This is a genomic window from Croceivirga sp. ABH4_376, from assembly GCF_056160685.1.
Window position 1 is genome coordinate 874,695 of record NZ_JBSWXQ010000002.1, and the last position, 16,630, is coordinate 891,324.

18 protein-coding genes are annotated in these 16,630 nt (G+C 35.8%); 14 read left to right on the forward strand and 4 right to left on the reverse strand.

The features are described 5' to 3' along the window. Entirely contained in the window at nt 1-2,472 is a 2,472-nt protein-coding gene (locus tag ACXAGS_RS08115; protein ID WP_474906130.1) for a TonB-dependent receptor, read from the forward strand. 34 nt (nt 2,473-2,506) lie between these two features. After that, nucleotides 2,507-3,130, forward strand: coding sequence for a hypothetical protein (locus tag ACXAGS_RS08120; RefSeq protein WP_474906050.1), 624 nt, complete (start codon nt 2,507-2,509; stop codon nt 3,128-3,130). Here the strand turns inward: ACXAGS_RS08120 and ACXAGS_RS08125 are convergent, their stop codons facing one another. Further along, nucleotides 3,131-4,279, reverse strand: a complete 1,149-nt coding sequence (locus ACXAGS_RS08125; RefSeq protein ID WP_474906051.1) for a cysteine desulfurase family protein — start codon at nt 4,277-4,279, stop codon at nt 3,131-3,133. It abuts the gene before it with no gap. A gap of 115 nt (nt 4,280-4,394) precedes the next feature. Here ACXAGS_RS08125 and ACXAGS_RS08130 point away from each other — a divergent pair, with 115 nt between their 5' ends. After that, entirely contained in the window at nt 4,395-4,895 is a 501-nt protein-coding gene (locus ACXAGS_RS08130; RefSeq protein ID WP_474906052.1) for a hypothetical protein, read from the forward strand. Here ACXAGS_RS08130 and ACXAGS_RS08135 read toward each other — a convergent pair. After that, nucleotides 4,892-5,434, reverse strand: a complete 543-nt coding sequence (locus tag ACXAGS_RS08135) for a Smr/MutS family protein (protein WP_474906131.1) — start codon at nt 5,432-5,434, stop codon at nt 4,892-4,894. The genes ACXAGS_RS08130 and ACXAGS_RS08135 overlap by 4 nt on opposite strands. Nucleotides 5,435-5,509: 75 nt before the next feature. Here ACXAGS_RS08135 and ACXAGS_RS08140 point away from each other — a divergent pair, with 75 nt between their 5' ends. Genes ACXAGS_RS08140 through ACXAGS_RS08150 form a run of 3 tightly spaced genes read left to right on the forward strand, consistent with a single transcriptional unit; the run spans nt 5,510 to nt 6,469 of the window. Then, nucleotides 5,510-5,806: a DUF2752 domain-containing protein gene (locus ACXAGS_RS08140; protein ID WP_474906053.1), complete on the forward strand. Its 297-nt coding sequence runs from the start codon at nt 5,510-5,512 to the stop codon at nt 5,804-5,806. A 12-nt stretch (nt 5,807-5,818) separates the two neighbouring features. Further along, nucleotides 5,819-6,148, forward strand: a complete 330-nt coding sequence (locus ACXAGS_RS08145) for a CCC motif membrane protein (protein ID WP_474906054.1) — start codon at nt 5,819-5,821, stop codon at nt 6,146-6,148. A gap of 9 nt (nt 6,149-6,157) precedes the next feature. Further along, a complete protein-coding gene (locus tag ACXAGS_RS08150) occupies nt 6,158-6,469 on the forward strand; it encodes a CCC motif membrane protein (RefSeq protein ID WP_010520101.1) in 312 nt (103 codons plus the stop codon). An 82-nt stretch (nt 6,470-6,551) separates the two neighbouring features. Here ACXAGS_RS08150 and ACXAGS_RS08155 read toward each other — a convergent pair whose 3' ends face one another. After that, on the reverse strand, nt 6,552-8,753 hold the full coding sequence (locus ACXAGS_RS08155) for a RecQ family ATP-dependent DNA helicase (protein ID WP_474906055.1): 2,202 nt from the start codon (nt 8,751-8,753) through the stop codon (nt 6,552-6,554). A gap of 169 nt (nt 8,754-8,922) precedes the next feature. Between ACXAGS_RS08155 and ACXAGS_RS08160 the strand changes: the two genes are divergently transcribed. From ACXAGS_RS08160 to lptB, 4 genes are read left to right on the forward strand one after another with little or no spacing between them, the layout of a single operon-like run. Beyond that, complete coding sequence (locus ACXAGS_RS08160) at nt 8,923-9,888, forward strand: KpsF/GutQ family sugar-phosphate isomerase (protein ID WP_474906056.1); 966 nt, start codon at nt 8,923-8,925, stop codon at nt 9,886-9,888. Then, the gene (tatC, locus tag ACXAGS_RS08165; RefSeq protein WP_474906057.1) at nt 9,888-10,727 is read left to right on the forward strand and encodes a twin-arginine translocase subunit TatC; all 840 of its coding nucleotides are present in this window, start codon (nt 9,888-9,890) and stop codon (nt 10,725-10,727) included. The genes ACXAGS_RS08160 and tatC overlap by 1 nt, the downstream gene beginning before the upstream one ends. Continuing rightward, a complete protein-coding gene (locus tag ACXAGS_RS08170; protein ID WP_080319361.1) occupies nt 10,717-11,064 on the forward strand; it encodes a carboxymuconolactone decarboxylase family protein in 348 nt (115 codons plus the stop codon). The genes tatC and ACXAGS_RS08170 overlap by 11 nt, the downstream gene beginning before the upstream one ends. Nucleotides 11,065-11,117: 53 nt before the next feature. Continuing rightward, a complete protein-coding gene (gene lptB / locus ACXAGS_RS08175) occupies nt 11,118-11,858 on the forward strand; it encodes an LPS export ABC transporter ATP-binding protein (RefSeq protein WP_010520096.1) in 741 nt (246 codons plus the stop codon). A 19-nt stretch (nt 11,859-11,877) separates the two neighbouring features. On the opposite strand, the gene ACXAGS_RS08180 is transcribed toward lptB, so the two are convergent. Then, complete coding sequence (locus ACXAGS_RS08180) at nt 11,878-12,606, reverse strand: CDP-alcohol phosphatidyltransferase family protein (protein WP_474906058.1); 729 nt, start codon at nt 12,604-12,606, stop codon at nt 11,878-11,880. A 100-nt stretch (nt 12,607-12,706) separates the two neighbouring features. Between ACXAGS_RS08180 and ACXAGS_RS08185 the strand changes: the two genes are divergently transcribed. The 4 genes from ACXAGS_RS08185 to ACXAGS_RS08200 are packed head-to-tail and all read left to right on the forward strand — an operon-like array spanning nt 12,707 to nt 16,427. After that, nucleotides 12,707-13,888, forward strand: a complete 1,182-nt coding sequence (locus ACXAGS_RS08185; protein WP_474906059.1) for a lipoprotein N-acyltransferase Lnb domain-containing protein — start codon at nt 12,707-12,709, stop codon at nt 13,886-13,888. Then, nucleotides 13,885-15,762 carry an ABC-F family ATP-binding cassette domain-containing protein gene (locus tag ACXAGS_RS08190; protein ID WP_474906060.1) on the forward strand — a complete coding sequence of 626 codons (1,878 nt, stop codon included), beginning with the start codon at nt 13,885-13,887 and terminating at the stop codon, nt 15,760-15,762. The genes ACXAGS_RS08185 and ACXAGS_RS08190 overlap by 4 nt, the downstream gene beginning before the upstream one ends. Before the next feature lie 4 nt (nt 15,763-15,766). Further along, complete coding sequence (locus tag ACXAGS_RS08195; RefSeq protein ID WP_474906061.1) at nt 15,767-16,267, forward strand: hypothetical protein; 501 nt, start codon at nt 15,767-15,769, stop codon at nt 16,265-16,267. 25 nt (nt 16,268-16,292) lie between these two features. Further along, nucleotides 16,293-16,427, forward strand: coding sequence for a hypothetical protein (locus tag ACXAGS_RS08200; protein ID WP_474906062.1), 135 nt, complete (start codon nt 16,293-16,295; stop codon nt 16,425-16,427). Nucleotides 16,428-16,630 lie beyond the last annotated feature (203 nt).

Below are 16,630 nucleotides of genomic sequence, written 5' to 3' on the forward strand. Positions count from 1 at the left end.
ATGCTTTACGGGCTTCAATTTTTATTGAAGCTAGTTGTCCTATTCTGCTTTATAAATACAAATGCGCAGGATGCCATAATTACTGGTATTGTTTTGGATCAAGACCAGAATCCCATACCAGATGTTGCCGTAACTTATAGAAATACGGGCACAACAACCGCTAAGGACGGCAGTTATCTATTTAGCATAGTTGCAGATAAAGCGGTAACCATATCCTTTAGCCACTTAGGTTTTGAAAAAATAGTTCTCAAAGACCTCATCTTAAGCACTAATGAAACTTTTGAGTTTAACCCTGTAATGAGCAAGGAAGCGGTGCAGGTTGCCGGGGTTACCATTACGCCAAATGGCTCCAAAAAATTAAAAGGCGTAACCACGGTTTCGCCAGAAATAATCAGGAATATTCCAGGAGCCAATGCTGGTGTGGAGAATATTTTAAAATTGCTACCAGGCGTATCTTTTAATAATGAATTAAGCACACAATATAATGTAAGAGGTGGTAACTTTGACGAAAATCTTGTGTATGTAAATGGCATCCAAGTATATAAACCCTTTTTAATTAGGTCTGCACAGCAAGAGGGTTTTAGTTTTGTAAATCCAGATATGGTACAAAGTGTAGAATTTTCTGCAGGAGGTTTTCAAGCTAAATATGGCGATAAACTATCTTCTGTTTTGGATATTAAATACAAACAACCCACAAAATTTAGTCTAAAAACCGCTGCAAGTTTAATAGATGCATCTGCCACCATAGAAACAGTTAGCAATAACAAAAAATGGAGCGCTATTAGCGGTGTGCGTTATAGAGACAATTCACTTTTCATTAACAGTCAACAAACCGAAACCAACGTAAAACCAAAATTTTTTGATGCGCAGAGTTTTTTGACCTTTAAACCAACAACTAAACTTCAATTTAGCCTTCTAGGAAATTTTTCTGTTAACGATTATCAAAATGAACCATTGGCAAGGCAAACTAATTTCGGCACCATACAAGAACCCAGAGCACTAGCTGTCTATTACCAAGGACAAGAACAAACAAAATTTCAGACTGAGTTCTTAGCTTTTAATACGGCTATACTGGTCAATAACAATCTAAAACTAGACTTTAGCTCTTCTATTTACCATACGTTAGAACAAGAATTTTCTGATGTTATTGCTGCTTATGAACTTGGACCAGTAGAAACAAATACCAATAGTTCCAATTTTGGAGAAATCATAAATGCAACCAATATTGGGGGACAAATAAATAGGGCAAGAAATGAATTAGACGCTTTAATTTACAGTTTAGCCCAAAAAGGAAAATTAAAAATAAACAACCAACAAGTAGATTGGGGGTTAGAATATACTATAGAAGATTTTAGAGATCAATTAAATGAAACCGAGTTTTTAGACTCTGCCGGTGTTGTTGTAAGACCTCCCAATAGCGGTTTTACCAACAACCAACCATTTGAGCCTTTTGATGCCCCTATCTTACCTTTTGAGCGGATAGCTGCTTACAACCAAGTAAAGACCGAACGTGCTACCGCTTATACACAATGGTCTACACAAACAGAATGGAAAGATCATACTTTATATATTAATGGTGGTTTAAGAGCCCATTGGTGGAAGGTAAACCCCACCAACTCTTCTTCCAAATCACAAATAATATGGAGCCCAAGAGCACAGATTGCCATTAAACCCAATTGGAATACCGATATGCTATTTAGATTAGCCATTGGAAGTTACCAACAGCCTCCATTTTACAGAGAGTTACGGGGATTTGATGGCCAGGTTAACCCAAATGTAAAAGCGCAAAGATCTACTCATTTTGTTATAGGAAATGAATATAGTTTTCGTTTCTTGGATAGGCCATTTTTCCTCACAAGTGAAGCTTATTATAAAAAAATGAGTAACGTAAACCCATACACTGTAGAAGATGTACGTATTCGTTACTTGGCAGATAATATTGCAGAAGCCTATGCGTATGGCCTAGATTTTAGGCTAAGTGGAACCTTTGTTCCCGGTGCTGAGTCTTGGGTAAGTCTAGGATACCTTAAAACCGAAGAAAATTGGAACAATCAAGGCTATATAGCAAGGCCAACCGATCAACGTTTAAAAATGGCAATGCTATTTCAAGATTATATGCCCAATTTACCACAACTAAGGTTATACATAAATTTGGTATATAACACTGGTGTACCTGGCGGTTCTCCAAATTATGAAAACCCATATAACTTTCAGAATAGATTAAGAGATTATAAACGGGCAGATTTGGGAATTTCCTATATTTTTGCCGACGTTAATACCAACTGGAAGAAAAAAAAGTGGCAATCCGTATTTAAGGAGTTAGCTGTTGGTTTTGAAATCTTTAACCTATTCAACAATCAGAATTCCATAACTAATACTTGGGTTAGAGATGCTACCAACCAAAACCAATATGCAGTTCCCAATTATTTAACTTCTAGAATTTTCAATATTAAACTAAATGCAAGGTTTTAAAATTTCTAAACTTACTAAGTGCTTGTTCCTTCTAATGCTTACAAGCATAATGGGCTTTGGTCAAAAAAACATATACGAAAGCAATAAGTTTGATGAGTTGAGCAACAACCACCAAGAGCTAGCCATTTTACCCTTTATTACCAAACTAGAACTTGAACAGACCAACGGAGAAGAAGATTTAAAATCGCTTACACAAAGAGAAGCTTATGCTGTTCAAAACGCTTTAGAAACGTATTTTTCAATTAGGAAAAAGAAAAAGAAGTTCAATGTAGACTTCCAGAACACCAAAGAGACCAATAGCATCTTGGCCAAAAAAGGCATTGATTATAACAACTTAGATGTATACACCACAAAGGAACTTTCAGAAATTTTAGGTGTTGATGGGGTTATTAGTGGAAGTTTAGACCTTAATGTTTTATTATCCAAAGGGGTTTCAACCGATTTTAGTTTTTTTGATTACTTCCGTAGCGATGCCAATTACGGCAGAATCGGTTTAAAAATTAGCGATGGCGAAACTGGCAAACTACTATGGAAATATGAAAAAACCATAGATAAAAAAACAGGCAAGAACACCACTGAACTTATTGATAAAATGATGAAAGCCGCTTCTAGAAAATTTCCTTACGATCGCGAAAAAAAGCGTAAAAAGGGTAACTAATTAGTTAGCTGCAAATTCTTTTAAAACTGCAATTGTATAATCTAATTCTTCCTTGGTATTGTATTTAGAGAAAGAGAACCTAATAGATGGCTTCTTTAATTCTTCTTCTGGTAATATTTCGGTAAGTACATGCGACCCTAAATCAGAGCCACTTTGGCAGGCACTCCCTTTAGAGCATGCTATCCCTTTTAAATCTAAATGAAATAACAACATCAGAGATTTTTGCGCATCAAAAGGTAATCTTGCATTTACAAGAGTGTAAGTGCTTTTACTCAAATCACCAGAATAACCATTAAAAACCACATCTGGTAAAGCCTTTTCCATCTCAGTAATAAAATGCTGCTTTAGACCTTTTACGTAGTTCATTTCTTCCTCTAATTTATCGTAAGAAGCCACAAAAGCGGTTTCTAGACCTACTATGTTATGAAAAGACTCCGTACCAGCCCTAAACCCACGTTCTTGTGAACCACCTACTATTAAAGGCTTTAAACCCGAATTTCTTTTAATCACGGCAAAACCAATTCCTTTGGGACCATGAAATTTATGCGCCGCAGCTGTTAAAAAATGCACTTTACTAGAAGCAAAATCCCAACTATAATGCCCTAAGGACTGTACCGTATCTGAATGAAAATAAGCTCCATTAACTTCACATAAATCACCAACCCTATCCAAGTCCAAGATATTTCCAATCTCATTGTTTACGTGCATTAAGCTTACCAACTTTTTGGAATCGTCTGCTTTTAATAGCGATTCTAGGTGTTGGTAATCCGGGTTACCATAGGTATCTAATTTTACAAACACTAGATTTATAGCATGTTCTTTAGCAAGCTCTTCTACCGTATGCAGAACGGCATGGTGTTCTATCTTAGAAGTAATAATAGTTTTAACACCTAAATCCCTTACCGCACATCTTAAAATCATATTATCTGCCTCTGTACCACCAGAAGTGAAAATGATTTCTGAAGGATGCGCATTAATATATTTAGCAATGGTCTTACGCGCCTTTTCTACCACCGTTTTGGCAGAGCGGCCAAAACTATGTGTAGAGCTGGGGTTACCGTAGGTGTTGGCCAATGCCTCTTGCATTTTTTCCACCACTTCTTTTCTAACCTGTGTAGTAGCTGCATTATCTAAATAAACCTGCTGCATCTTCTTATATTTTAGCTATCCAAAGCTGCAAAAGTAGCCATATTTACGTTAATTTCTTTTAAAAATGAATCTACCTTTTTCAATTGTACCACGGTTTTCCTTTACTTTTGACACCATGAAAAAATTCTTGTCTTTAATAGGTATTGCGGTATTCTTGTATAATTGTAGCGATGGTGATTTACAGATAGAAACCATAGATTTTGATAGCGTTACCGCACAGAATTGTGGTACCCTTACCACTAGTACGCGTGTTTTTTTTAAAATAAATGACGATGAGGCCTTAATTCTGAACCTTGCTAGTGGATTGTTAAAAAATGAGGCCAGCACAGAAACCATATCCAGCAACATTGGCACCTCTACGCTTACCTATAGAATTTTTTCGGACGCAGTTTCCAGTGGTTATTTCTGTGACGAAATTCCGCCTGTTGAACCTGTAGTTACGGAAGAAATTGAAGCAACCGGCGGTAGTGTATTAATTAATACGGTGGCCATAGATTCTGTAACTTTTGAGCATACCATACAATTACAAGACATCACTTTGATAAATGAACAAGGAGAACGTATTACGGACTTAACTATTACAGATTTTGGCACCGTACAAACCAGTAGTAACTAAGCTTGTTTAATATATACTTCTGTTGCTCCCAAACCATACTTCTTGTAGTCCGCATCATAAAAGGTTACATTATCATACCGTCCAAAAAGGTATTTAAGTTCTTCTTTTAAAACTCCAGCTCCTACCCCGTGTATAAACACAACCTTTTGGATTTTTTTGTTCATTGCAAATTCTAACTGGCGTTTTGCCGTATCTAACTGGATGTTGAGAATGTCAAAATTAGAAAGGTCTCTTGTTTGGTTAGTTAGTTGATGTATGTGCAGGTCCACCTCCATCTTTGGTGCATTACGTTCTTTAGGCTTGGGCACGCTCTTCCGCTTTTTGAGCGGTTTATCTTTCTCTTTTTGTACCCTAAACGCTTCCAAATTACTAACCTTGATTTCCGCTCCCAACTTCACTAATTGATTTGCTTCAAAATTCAAGGGGAAGCCGTCCGTAGTTTCTATCGTAATTGTATTCCCAACCATCCCCACTACAACACCTTTTATGGGTTCGTCCAAAACTTCTACGGTATCTCCTATTGTAAATTGAAACGTCATAAAAAACAAGAATTCATTTTCCGAGTTCAAAAATAGTAGTAATTTGAACCGCAGTAAAACGGAAATCTAATTTCTATGTTAGCCCTACATGCATCTTTAGAAAAATACATGCTTCCTTGTATGACCAAAAAAATTTTGGGTTTTGATTGCCCAGGTTGCGGGTTACAGCGTTCTATTGCATTTCTATTTAAAGGTGAATTTTTAGAGGCGTTTTACATGTACCCTGCTATTTACACCCTTATACCGCTTTTAATATTGGTGGTAGCCGAAAAATTATTTAAAGCAAATATAAGTAGCACCTTAATCTTAGGATTAGGCATTACGAGTGTGGCTTTAATTCTAATCAACTATACTATTAAATTAATCAATTAAACCTCAAAATTTATGGAACAACAAAAATTACCTAATGGCACGGCCATAATCGTCCTAAGTATTTTCGGCTATTTATGCTGCTGTCTTTCCGGTCTTGGTATTATACCTGCCGCAATAGCGTTTTATATGGCCAACAAGACAGAAAGTCTTTACAAAGCCAACCCTGAACTTTATGCTAACGGTAGCCAAGCAAAAACCTATAAGATTCTTGCTTTAATTGCGCTAATACTAAACGTTTTAATGGTAGCAAGATTAATCTACGTTATTGCAACCGGAGACTTTGAGCAAAGCATGGAGCAGTCTAGAGAGCTTCTAGAACAATGGGGAATTGAACAACCTTAATCCTATTAAATGCAGAATGAACCGTTACCTGGTGCAAGTACTGCACTAACCATGGGTATAATTTCTATAGTCTCTTTCTTTTTATGTTGCGGCCCTTTTGCTGCAGTTTTCAGTATTATTGGTTTAGTAAAGGCCAAAAGTGCAGAAAGATTATATCTAGAAAATCCCAATAGCTATACGGATTATAGTAATGTTAAAACAGGAAAGGTGCTATCTTGGATAGGCTTAATATTGTCTATAATAGGCATATTGATAACTATAATCTATTTTGGAGCCATAATCGCTTTTATTGTAAATCAAGATGATTTTGGCACCTATTAATTTGGTTAGTAAAAACCTTATAATAGAAAAAGCCCTGAAAATACTTTCAGGGCTTTTTAAATTTTAGGAATCTAAGTGTGCGTTAATTGGCCACTTCGCTCATAAATTTAAGGCGGTACAAACGCAATTCTTCGTCTTCATAGTCGCCATCAAACTCCTCCATGGCCGCAGAAATGGTGTCGGTTTCGGCTTCTAGAAAATACTCGTGTATTTCTTCTTGCTGGTCCTCATCCAATATTTCATCTATCCAGTAGTTCAAATTCAATTTGGTACCACTAAATACAATCTGCTCCATCTCTTTTATCAACTCTGGCAATTCTAATCCTTTTGCAGAGGCAATATCATCTAGCGGTAGTTTTCTATCTACATTTTGAATAATATAAAGTTTAAGTCCAGAATTGGCACCGGTACTTTTTACCACCAAATCATCTGGTCTAACAATGTCATTCTCTTCTACGTAGTTATTTATTAAAGCAATAAAGGGTTTTCCATATTTTTTAGCTTTCCCCTCTCCTACACCATGAATATTCAATAGTTCTTCCATAGAAATAGGATACTTTAAAGCCATATCTTCTAGAGAAGGGTCTTGAAATACCACAAAAGGTGGCACATCGTTTTTCTTTGCCTCTTTTTTACGCAGGTCTTTTAATAATTTAAGCAAGGCTTCATCTGCCACATTAGCACTACCTTTTCCTGCAGTTATTATAGTATCATCACTGGCTTCAGAATATTCGTGATCCAATGTCATTAAAAAAGAAGTTGGTTGCGCCAAAAAATCCTCTCCCTCTTTGGTAAGACTTAAGACACCGTATCTCTCAATTTCTTTTTTCATTAATCCTGCAACAATTGTTTGCCTGGACAGTGCCTTCCAATAGAATGCGTCTTTCTCCTTACCTATACCAAATACTTCACGCTCATCTGTTTTATGACTGGTTATTAGCGCGTTGGTTTTACCAATAAGCGTGTTTACAATTTCTTTGGTTTTAAATTTTTCGTTAGTTTCTTTAACTGTTCTTAGCAACTTAACCACATTGTCTTTTGCTTCCTCTTTTGGCTTTGGATTTCTAGCGTTGTCATCCATATCAGCGCCTTCACCATTCACTGCATCAAACTCCTCTCCAAAATAATGAAGTATAAATTTACGCCTAGACATGGAAGTCTCTGCATAGGCTACAATTTCTTGTAGTAATGCTTGCCCAATCTCTTGTTCTGCCACTGGCTTACCAGACATGAATTTCTCTAATTTTTCCACGTCTTTATATGCGTAATAAGCCAAACAATGTCCTTCACCGCCGTCTCTACCTGCCCTGCCAGTTTCTTGATAGTAGCTTTCTATACTTTTAGGTATATCATGATGAATTACAAAACGAACATCTGGTTTATCTATACCCATACCAAAAGCTATGGTAGCCACAACCACATCTACGTCTTCCATCAAAAACATGTCTTGGTACTTTGCCCTTGTTTTGGCATCAAAACCCGCATGATAAGGAACTGCACTTATACCGTTTACTTGAAGCACTTGTGCCAGCTCTTCTACTTTTTTTCTACTTAAACAATATACTATACCAGATTTGCCACTATTCTGCTTTACAAAGCGAATAATATCCGCGTCTACATTTTTTGTTTTAGGACGTACCTCGTAAAACAAATTAGGCCTGTTAAAAGAAGCTTTAAAAACCTTGGCATCTACCATCCCAAGATTTTTTATGATGTCTTCTTGCACTTTTGGTGTTGCCGTAGCAGTAAGGCCAATAATTGGAATATTATCTCCTAAACGGCTTATAATTTTTCTAAGATTTCGGTATTCTGGTCTAAAATCATGACCCCATTCAGAGATACAGTGCGCCTCATCTACCGCAACAAATGAAATATCAACCCCGTTAAAAAACTCAATATTTTCTTCCTTGGTAAGCGATTCTGGAGCCACGTAAAGTAGTTTGGTAACTCCGTTGGTAATATCACTCTTTACCTTTTTAATCTCGGTCTTGTTCAAAGAAGAGTTCAGAACATGGGCAACACCTTCTTCTGAAGAAACTCCCCTTATGGCGTCCACTTGATTTTTCATCAAAGCGATTAAGGGAGAAACAACTATAGCTGTTCCCTCTTTCATTAATGCAGGTAATTGGTAACATAAAGATTTACCACCACCCGTAGGCATAATAACAAAAGTGTCGTTATTACCTAAAATGTTGCTTATAACTTGTTCTTGAAGTCCTTTAAATTGCGAGAAACCAAAGTATTTCTTTAATGCCTCCTGTAATTCCATTGCACTAGCACTCATTCTCTATAATTACTTTTAAAAGGTACGTCAAATTTAGATTAAAATGGAAAGATTGGTCAGTGTTTATTTCCAGCGCCCTTTTATATCCTATATACAGATTTGTTTGTTTAATTTTGTAAACTTAAAGATAACACATTCTTTTAGATTAACACCGATATTACAGACAACATTGAGCGCTAAACAAGCTATTTTAGAAATTGCAAGAACGGTAATCAAAAACGAAGGAGAGGCAATTCTGGATTTATTACCCTTATTAGATTCAAATTTTGAGGCCACGGTAAAGGCTATTTTACAAACCGAAGGCCGAGTTGTAGTTACCGGAGTTGGAAAAAGTGCCCTTATAGCAAATAAAATAGTAGCTACGCTTAACTCTACCGGAACACCAGCAATTTTTATGCATGCGGCCGATGCTATTCATGGTGATTTGGGCACCATCCAAAAAAACGACATAGTTATTTGCTTATCTAAAAGTGGGAACACGGAAGAAATTAAAATGTTGATTCCGCTAATCAAAAGAGGGGAAAATCTGTTGGTTGGGTTAACGGGAAATTTACAGTCTACCCTAGCCAAACAAGCTGACTATATTCTAAATACTTTTGTAGAAAAAGAAGCTTGCCCCAACGACTTGGCCCCAACAACCAGTACTACCGCTCAATTGGTCATGGGAGATGCCTTGGCCATATCACTACTACAACTAAGAGGTTTTGGTAAAGAAGATTTTGCAAAATACCACCCGGGTGGCTCGTTAGGAAAGAAATTATATTTAAGAGTTTCCGATTTATTAAGCAACAACCAAAAACCAGCCGTTTCCGTCAACGCCAGCGTAAAAGAGGTTATCATAGAAATATCTAAAAAAATGCTAGGCGTAACCGCTGTACTAGATAAAAACCAACTAGTTGGTGTGGTAACAGATGGCGACATTAGAAGAATGTTGAGCAAATATGATGATATTAGCGGTTTACAGGCAAAAGATATTATGACCAAAAAGCCAAAAACCATAGAACCAAATGTATTAGCCGTTAAAGCTATGGAAACCTTGCGAGCCAACGGTATTTCCCAACTACTGGTCCAAGACAAAAAGCAATACCTTGGTGTGGTACACATTCATAATCTTATAAACGAAGGAATTGCATAATGGCAAAAGTTGCAAACGACCCAAACGAAATGTCTTTCCTAGACCATTTAGAAGAACTTAGATGGCATTTAATACGCTCTACCTTGGCTGTGGTCATTGTTGGTTGCGTGGCATTTGTTATGAAAGACTTCATATTTGACACCATTATATTTGGTCCTAAAAAAATGGACTTTCCTACATACAGGTTCTTCTGTAAGATTGCTACTTTTTTTGGTATTGATTCTGAATTTTGTGGAGAATCCCTTCCGTTTACCATTCAGAACCGTACTATGGCAGGACAGTTTTCTGCACATATTTGGACCTCTATCTGGGCTGGTTTTATTGTAGGTTTCCCTTATCTATTATGGGAATTATGGCGTTTTATAAGTCCTGGACTTTATGAAAACGAACGTAAATATTCCAAAGGCTTCATATTTGCCGCGTCCATGTTGTTTTTTATGGGCGTACTATTTGGTTATTATGTAGTAGCTCCTTTGTCCATAAATTTTTTAGGCACCTACCAAGTAAGCCAAGAGGTTACCAATGAAATAGATATTAGTTCCTTCATTGCCACGGTAAGGGCTTCTGTAATAGCTTGTGGTATAATGTTCGAATTACCTATAATCATATTTTTCCTAACAAAAATTGGTTTGGTAACACCGGAAATATTAAAGAAATATAGAAAAATTGCTTTGGTGGTTGTACTAATACTATCTGCCGTTATTACCCCGCCAGATGTTGCTAGCCAAATTGTGGTGGCTATACCGGTTCTAATTTTATACCAAGTAAGTATTCACATAAGCAAAGTAGTTATCAAAAGACAAGAAAAAAAAGAAAAAGCTGCTAAAAATGGCAAATAAAGTAGAAGAGTTTAATGCGTACAGAGCCAAAATGAACGAGAAAATTTTGGCAGATAACAACAAGATAATAAAACGGATTTTTAATCTAGACACCAACGCATTTATGGCTGGTGCTTTAGATGTAAAAACCAAAGAGCTTCTAGGTTTGGTGGCGTCTGCGGTTTTGCGTTGCGATGATTGTGTAAAGTACCATTTAGAAAGCTCCAAAGAACATGGCGCATCTAAAGAAGAAGTAATGGAAACTTTAGGAATTGCAACATTAATTGGTGGCACTATTGTAATACCACACCTTAGAAGAGCTTATGAATATTGGGAAGAATTAGAAACCGAAGCTTAATTTTTTCCAAAACAGAAGCCTAGAATACTTGGCTTTACTTAGTTTTGAATACTATGATTCTACGTGCAGAAAATATCATGAAGTCCTATAGAGGCAGAAAAGTTGTAAAAGGCATTTCATTAGAAGTAAAACAAGGTGAAATCATTGGCCTTTTAGGTCCTAATGGTGCCGGCAAAACCACCTCTTTTTATATGATCGTAGGGCTTATAAAACCCAATGGTGGAAAGATATTTTTAAACGATATGGAAATAACCGAGTTTCCTATGTATAAGCGTGCACAAAACGGAATTGGTTATTTAGCCCAGGAGGCATCGGTATTTAGAAAACTTAGTATAGAAGACAACATTTTAAGCGTGCTACAAACTACCAATTTGTCTAAAAAAGAGCAACACATGAAAATGGAGTCGCTAATAGATGAATTTAGTTTAGGTCATATTAGAAAAAATCGTGGTGACCTATTATCTGGTGGGGAACGTAGACGTACCGAAATTGCCAGAGCCTTAGCTACCGACCCTAAGTTTATTTTACTAGACGAACCTTTTGCTGGGGTAGACCCAGTGGCGGTAGAGGATATACAGCGTATTGTTGCGCAGTTAAAGAATAAAAACATAGGCATACTTATCACAGACCACAACGTACAAGAGACCCTTGCAATCACAGAACGGTCCTACCTAATGTTTGAGGGTGGAATATTAAAAGCCGGTATCCCTGAAGATCTGGCACAAGATGAAATGGTAAGAAAGGTATATCTAGGTCAAAACTTTGAGCTTCGTAAAAAGAAGTTGGAGTTTTAACAACCACCCAAGGGAATCTTTAATTCGCCATCCTTTCTTTTATCAAAGAGGTTACCACATAGAGTAAAATAACCATTGGTATGGCCAAGAACTTTAAAGTTGCCAGTAAAACCAGACTACCAATTAAAAAAAGATATTTAAATCCGTTTTCTTTAAAACCCCAACTTTTAAATTTAAGTGCGAACAATGCAATTGGTGCGTTTAACAAATAAGCACTTAAAACCGTTAGTCCTAACAAAAACCACTGATTTAATATTAAACCATTTAAAGCTTCATTATTCTGATACATTAAAATCAATGGTAGAGACAAAATCATTAAGGTATTGGCAGGTGTAGGCAACCCTATAAAAGAACTCACTTGATTTTCGTCTACATTAAAGTTAGCCAACCGGTAAGCAGAAGCCAAGGTTATTAAAAAACCAAATAGCGGAAGTAGCGAAACGTCCGTATGCATTCCAAAAAAATCTAGGTTCCATCCCCCCTTTTGAGCCATATTCAATAGTTGAAACATAACGATACCTGGCACTACCCCACTGGTAACCATATCTGCCAAAGAATCTAATTGAACGCCAATTTCACTTTGTACATTTAATAGACGCGCTGCTAACCCATCAAAAAAATCAAATAGTATACCTAGAAAAACAAAAATAGCAGCCAACTCTAATTGGTTCATTACCGCAAAAACTACGGCTATGCATCCACAAAACAGGTTTAAAAGTGTAATTAAATTAGGTATGTGTTTTTTCATTATGTAAGGCTATTTTGGTAAAAATAAGCTAAAAATTATGCTTTACTGGCAATCTATTTTTTAACGTTTATTAATTATATGCATCTTTGCTTTTTTCGCTATGAAAAGATTCATATCTATCTTACTATTGGGTTTAGTATTGTCTATTAAGACTTTAATTGCTCAGCCTATACAATTATCAGACAAGGCAGCAATTAGTGTAATGACCTGTGCTGCTGGCAACCAATTATACTATGCATTTGGGCACACGGCTTTCCGTGTAAAAGACCCATTACAAAAAATAGATGTAGTTTACAATTATGGTACGTTTGATTTTAATAAACCCAACTTCTACCTAAATTTTGTAAAAGGAAAGTTGGTCTATTCGCTTTCCAGAAGAAGTTTTGACGCCTTTCTTTATGAGTATGATTTAGAGAAAAGATGGGTAAAGGAGCAAATACTAAATTTAAATCCACAAGAGGTAAATCAGCTATTCACGTTTTTTGAAGACAATTACAAACCAGAAAATCGAGATTATTTATACGACCCACTATTTAATAATTGCTCCAGTATAACAGGAGATATCCTAAAAAAACAATTTGGATCTAGAATTATTTTTAGTGATGCGCATATTGAACAACAAGAAACATTTAGACAGCTGGTTAGGGAATTTATACCCATAAATTCTTGGGGCGCTTTTGGAATTGACTTAGCCTTTGGTGGTATTACCGATCAAAATGCTAATGCAAGGGAACAAATGTTCTTGCCATATTATGCCATGGAGCAACTAAAACACACTACCAAAGACAGTAAACCCCTTGTTTTAAGGGAACGCACCATATTAAATTACCCAGAACAAGATTGGCATGGCACGTTTATAACCACACCCTTTTTTTGGTTTTCAATTCTTTTAATTTTGGTAAGCTGTATTACCTATTTAGATTTTAAACATAAGACCAGAAGTAAGCTTATAGATGCCTTTCTATTTCTTTTTAGCGGCCTTTGCGGCTTATTTTTAATCTTACTATGGTTAGCTACGGACCATGAGGTTACCAAGTACAATTTAAATTTCTTATGGCTTTTACCCTTTAACCTATACGTGTTTTTCTATCTTTTAAAAGACAAGAAATTACCCACGTGGATTACTAATTATTGTTATATAGCCCTGGCACTACTTATCTTAGCTTTGATATTATGGCTGTTTGGAATACAAGTTCTTTCTCCCATAAGTATATTACCCATTTTAACCTTGGCTATTAGATATACCTACTTATCTCAATTTAGAAAAATTACCGCCGCATGAATTTAATGACCGTTGAAAATATTTCTAAGAGCTATGGAGAAACTGTTTTATTCTCCGATATCTCCTTTGGAATTAACAAAGACCAAAAAATAGCTTTAATAGCAAAAAATGGTAGTGGAAAAACCTCAATTTTAAAAATCCTATCTGGGCAAGATGTTTCAGAAACAGGCCAAATAACACAAAGGAAAGGCATCAAAGTTTCGTTTTTGGAACAAGAACCAAACCTAGACCAAAATTTAACCATTGAGCAAACTATTTTTGCCTCTGGTAATGAAATACTTAGTGTTATTGCAAAATACGAGGAAGCACTTACCAATCCAGAAGACCAAGATGCTTACCAAAAGGCCTTTGAGGCCATGGAAAGACACCATGCATGGGATTTTGAAACCCAATACAAACAAATACTCTTTAAGCTAAACCTAACGCAGCTAGATTTAAAAGTAAACGTACTTAGTGGCGGACAAAAAAAACGTTTGGCTTTAGCAAATGCCTTAATAAACAAGCCAGACCTACTTATTCTAGACGAACCAACTAACCATTTAGATTTAGAAATGATAGAATGGCTAGAAGAATTCTTTAGAAAAGAAAATATTACCCTTTTCATGGTTACGCACGATCGTTATTTTCTAGAACGTGTATGTAACGAGATTTTAGAATTAGACAACAACCAGCTCTATGGTTACAAAGGTAATTACAGTTATTATTTAGAGAAACGAGAGGCCCGTATAGAACGTGAAGCGGTAGAACAACATAAAAACCAAACACTTTATAAAAAAGAACTAGATTGGATGCGTAGGCAACCAAAAGCAAGAACCACTAAATCTAAATCTAGAATAGATGATTTTCATCAGATAAAATCGCTGGCCCACCAAAGAAGAAAAGAACACCAGGTACAGTTGGAATTAAACATGGAGCGTTTGGGCAGTAAAATTGTGGAGTTACACAACCTCACTAAAAAATTTGGAGAACAAACCATGCTCCATAAATTTGATTACAGTTTTACCAAAGGCGAACGTGTAGGGATTATTGGCAAGAACGGGACTGGAAAATCTACTTTTTTAAATATTCTTACAGGTCAAGAATCTTTAGATGGCGGTAAAATAGTTGTAGGTGAAACGGTTAAATTTGGGTACTATACCCAAAAAGGCATTTCCATAAAAGAAGGGCAAAAGGTAATAGATGTAATACGCGAGTTTGGTGACTACATTCCCTTAAAAAAAGGCAGACAAATTTCTGCTCAGCAATTATTAGAACGATTTCTGTTTGACCGTAAAAAACAATATGACTTTGTTGAAAAATTAAGTGGAGGCGAACGTAAAAGACTGTATTTGTGTACGGTTTTAATACAAAACCCTAACTTCTTAATTCTTGATGAACCTACAAACGATTTAGATATTGTTACACTAAACGTTTTGGAAAGCTTCTTATTAGATTTTCCTGGCTGCTTAATTGTTGTATCCCATGATCGTTATTTTATGGATAAAATAGTTGATCATTTATTTGTTTTTAAAGGAGAGGGGGTTATCGAGGATTTTCCAGGTAATTATTCAGATTATCGTGCTTATGAAAATAGCAGGGTACTAGAAGAGAGGGCAGAAAAACAAAACAGCGGGGGCAAAGCAGAAAAGCAAACCTGGAAAGAAAAGGACGATAGTAGAACCCTAACTTATCTAGAACAAAAAGAATACAAAAACCTCGAAAAAGAAATTCAGAAATTAGAACGTAAAAAAATAGAACTACAACAAAAATTTACGCAAGATGGACTGTCTGGAGAAGATATTAATCAACTCTCTATTGAATTAGGAGATTTGGAAAACCAGATTGATACAAAAACAGAGCGATGGTTTGAGCTATCCGCTATTTTGGAAAATTAAGTAGATGTTTAAATTTATTGCATATTTCAAATTCCTGTGGTATTCTACCAACCAACATGGAGTGCATTCTCCTTTTGTTTATCAATACCTAACCAATTGCCTTTACAAAAAACCTAAATTACATTCTAATAAAAACTATTCCATTTTTCTAAAGAGCATTCCTTACTTTAAAACTAAAACCATAGGCATTGTAGGTAATGATAGGCCTTTGGAGTTAGCAATAAGAGAACAGTATCCCAAACTTCAAGTAAATAACACAATAGGAGATTTAATTTATTTTAAAACTTGGAATTATACAGACATTAGCAATCTTTTAATCCGTGATAGAATAAAAAACGATACAATGCTTTTTCTAGAAGGCATACACGAATCAAAAGAAATGGAAAAACAGTGGCAATTAGTTATCCAAGATAGTAGTGTTTCGGTAAGCATAGATACTTTTTATTGTGGCATTGTAAGTATTCGTAAAGAACAGGTAAAAGAGCATTTTATCTTAAGAGCTTAATAATGTATTTTTAAAAAAATTTAGGATGGATTATACGGTTTTTATTATTCTAGGTGTATTGGCATTGGTATATTTTGTGGTCTTATTTAGCAACAGAAAAAGCCAGCGCAAAAGAAAATCTAGACGCTTTATGGAAGGTAAACAAAAGCACGAAGAATAAACGCAATCATTTGTTTATGAGTATCTTAAATTGTATTTTTAGGTAAAACCAAAAAAAAATGGAACTACCTGTTAACCTTTTAATAACCATAATCGCCGTAGTATTATTAGCCTCATTTTCTTGGCTCTTTACAAGAACTAGTAAAATAAGAAAGAGGCGGTCTCGCATTTTCAAAAAAAGCACCGCTTACCGCATAAATGTCT

Excerpts from the sequence above, each read along its gene's own strand:
- ACXAGS_RS08115 (WP_474906130.1), top strand. The coding sequence starts at position 1 with ATGCTTTACGGGCTTCAATTTTTATTGAAGCTAGTTGTCCTATTCTGC.
- ACXAGS_RS08120 (WP_474906050.1), top strand. The coding sequence starts at position 2,507 with ATGCTTACAAGCATAATGGGCTTTGGTCAAAAAAACATATACGAAAGC.
- ACXAGS_RS08125 (WP_474906051.1), bottom strand. The coding sequence starts at position 4,279 with ATGCAGCAGGTTTATTTAGATAATGCAGCTACTACACAGGTTAGAAAA.
- ACXAGS_RS08130 (WP_474906052.1), top strand. The coding sequence starts at position 4,395 with ATGAAAAAATTCTTGTCTTTAATAGGTATTGCGGTATTCTTGTATAAT.
- ACXAGS_RS08135 (WP_474906131.1), bottom strand. The coding sequence starts at position 5,434 with ATGACGTTTCAATTTACAATAGGAGATACCGTAGAAGTTTTGGACGAA.
- ACXAGS_RS08140 (WP_474906053.1), top strand. The coding sequence starts at position 5,510 with ATGTTAGCCCTACATGCATCTTTAGAAAAATACATGCTTCCTTGTATG.
- ACXAGS_RS08145 (WP_474906054.1), top strand. The coding sequence starts at position 5,819 with ATGGAACAACAAAAATTACCTAATGGCACGGCCATAATCGTCCTAAGT.
- ACXAGS_RS08150 (WP_010520101.1), top strand. The coding sequence starts at position 6,158 with ATGCAGAATGAACCGTTACCTGGTGCAAGTACTGCACTAACCATGGGT.
- ACXAGS_RS08155 (WP_474906055.1), bottom strand. The coding sequence starts at position 8,753 with ATGAGTGCTAGTGCAATGGAATTACAGGAGGCATTAAAGAAATACTTT.
- tatC (WP_474906057.1), top strand. The coding sequence starts at position 9,888 with ATGGCAAAAGTTGCAAACGACCCAAACGAAATGTCTTTCCTAGACCAT.
- ACXAGS_RS08170 (WP_080319361.1), top strand. The coding sequence starts at position 10,717 with ATGGCAAATAAAGTAGAAGAGTTTAATGCGTACAGAGCCAAAATGAAC.
- lptB (WP_010520096.1), top strand. The coding sequence starts at position 11,118 with ATGATTCTACGTGCAGAAAATATCATGAAGTCCTATAGAGGCAGAAAA.
- ACXAGS_RS08180 (WP_474906058.1), bottom strand. The coding sequence starts at position 12,606 with ATGAAAAAACACATACCTAATTTAATTACACTTTTAAACCTGTTTTGT.
- ACXAGS_RS08185 (WP_474906059.1), top strand. The coding sequence starts at position 12,707 with ATGAAAAGATTCATATCTATCTTACTATTGGGTTTAGTATTGTCTATT.
- ACXAGS_RS08190 (WP_474906060.1), top strand. The coding sequence starts at position 13,885 with ATGAATTTAATGACCGTTGAAAATATTTCTAAGAGCTATGGAGAAACT.
- ACXAGS_RS08195 (WP_474906061.1), top strand. The coding sequence starts at position 15,767 with ATGTTTAAATTTATTGCATATTTCAAATTCCTGTGGTATTCTACCAAC.
- ACXAGS_RS08200 (WP_474906062.1), top strand. The coding sequence starts at position 16,293 with ATGGATTATACGGTTTTTATTATTCTAGGTGTATTGGCATTGGTATAT.